General features: G+C 53.9%; 1 protein-coding gene and 1 pseudogene. Both read left to right on the top strand.

Annotated features, from left to right (window positions below; all coding sequences use genetic code 11):
• The first annotated feature begins 180 nt into the window (after positions 1–180).
• A complete protein-coding gene (locus JNB91_RS30295; protein WP_220329121.1) occupies positions 181–333 on the top strand; it encodes a hypothetical protein in 153 nt (50 codons plus the stop codon).
• A gap of 433 nt (positions 334–766) precedes the next feature.
• Positions 767–877 (top strand): annotated as a pseudogene (locus tag JNB91_RS31570) (porin); the annotation flags it as partial.

Genomic DNA, 877 nt, shown 5'->3' with positions numbered 1-877 from the left:
AGCGACGGCGGCGCTCAGGGCCGGACAGGACTTCTATCTTAGGACTGTGACTGGTCATAATGGGCACATTACCTCGCACACTTGTTAAGTGGGAGATCGTGTCCGGATATTTATGGGGCCATTACAGCGGCGATGGCCCGAGGGCTACCTGCCGACCAGCAAAGGCAGTTAGAAACCATCATGAAGCAACTTGGAGGGGCTTCCGCGCAAGTGATGGCACCTAACCGCAAGGTCATATTCAACGCAGCTGTCAGCGGTACCTTGAATTTCTTTGACCTGACCGCTTCCGGCGAGCCGGTGAATGTCAACTCAATAACATGCAACACCGGCTAACCTCCCGGTGTGGTGCCCGAGGAAGGGCCGGAATTGCGCCAGCAGCAAATCCGATGTCTCCACAGACATCGCCGCCAACGCCTGTCCCGCCGCCGACCTTTGCACCAGCAAACGCGCTCAGAGTTTATTTTATCCACTGACTTCTCGAGCCAGTCACCCGAATTATTCAGGACCCTCGACGGCTTGGGATTATCCTCAAACGAATGCATGATCAAATCAGACATTTCGCTTCGGACGTTGATGGAGAGGCGCTTCGTTGGAAAAAGCGACGCGTAATGATATGTCTTTCACCTGAATATTGTTAAAGAGAGAGAGGGAGCCGTTACGATAGAGACACAAGTGCTGATAATGCAGATTGAGCAAGTTAGTCAGCGGTTGCCGAGCTCCCGATGATTGCGCATCACCTCCTGCTTTCTATGACTGGAGGTCAAAAATGAACATCAAGAGCCTTCTTCTCGGCTCCGCTGCTGCCCTCGCAGCAGTTTCTGGCGCACAGGCTGCCGACGCAATCGTGGCTGCTGAGCCCGAGCCGATGGAATACGTT

The organism is Aliirhizobium wenxiniae, from assembly GCF_019511445.1.
Taxonomy (GTDB): domain Bacteria; phylum Pseudomonadota; class Alphaproteobacteria; order Rhizobiales; family Rhizobiaceae; genus Neorhizobium; species Neorhizobium wenxiniae_A.
Note: the sequence above shows the minus strand (reverse complement) of the source record. Positions and strands in the feature narration are given on the sequence as shown.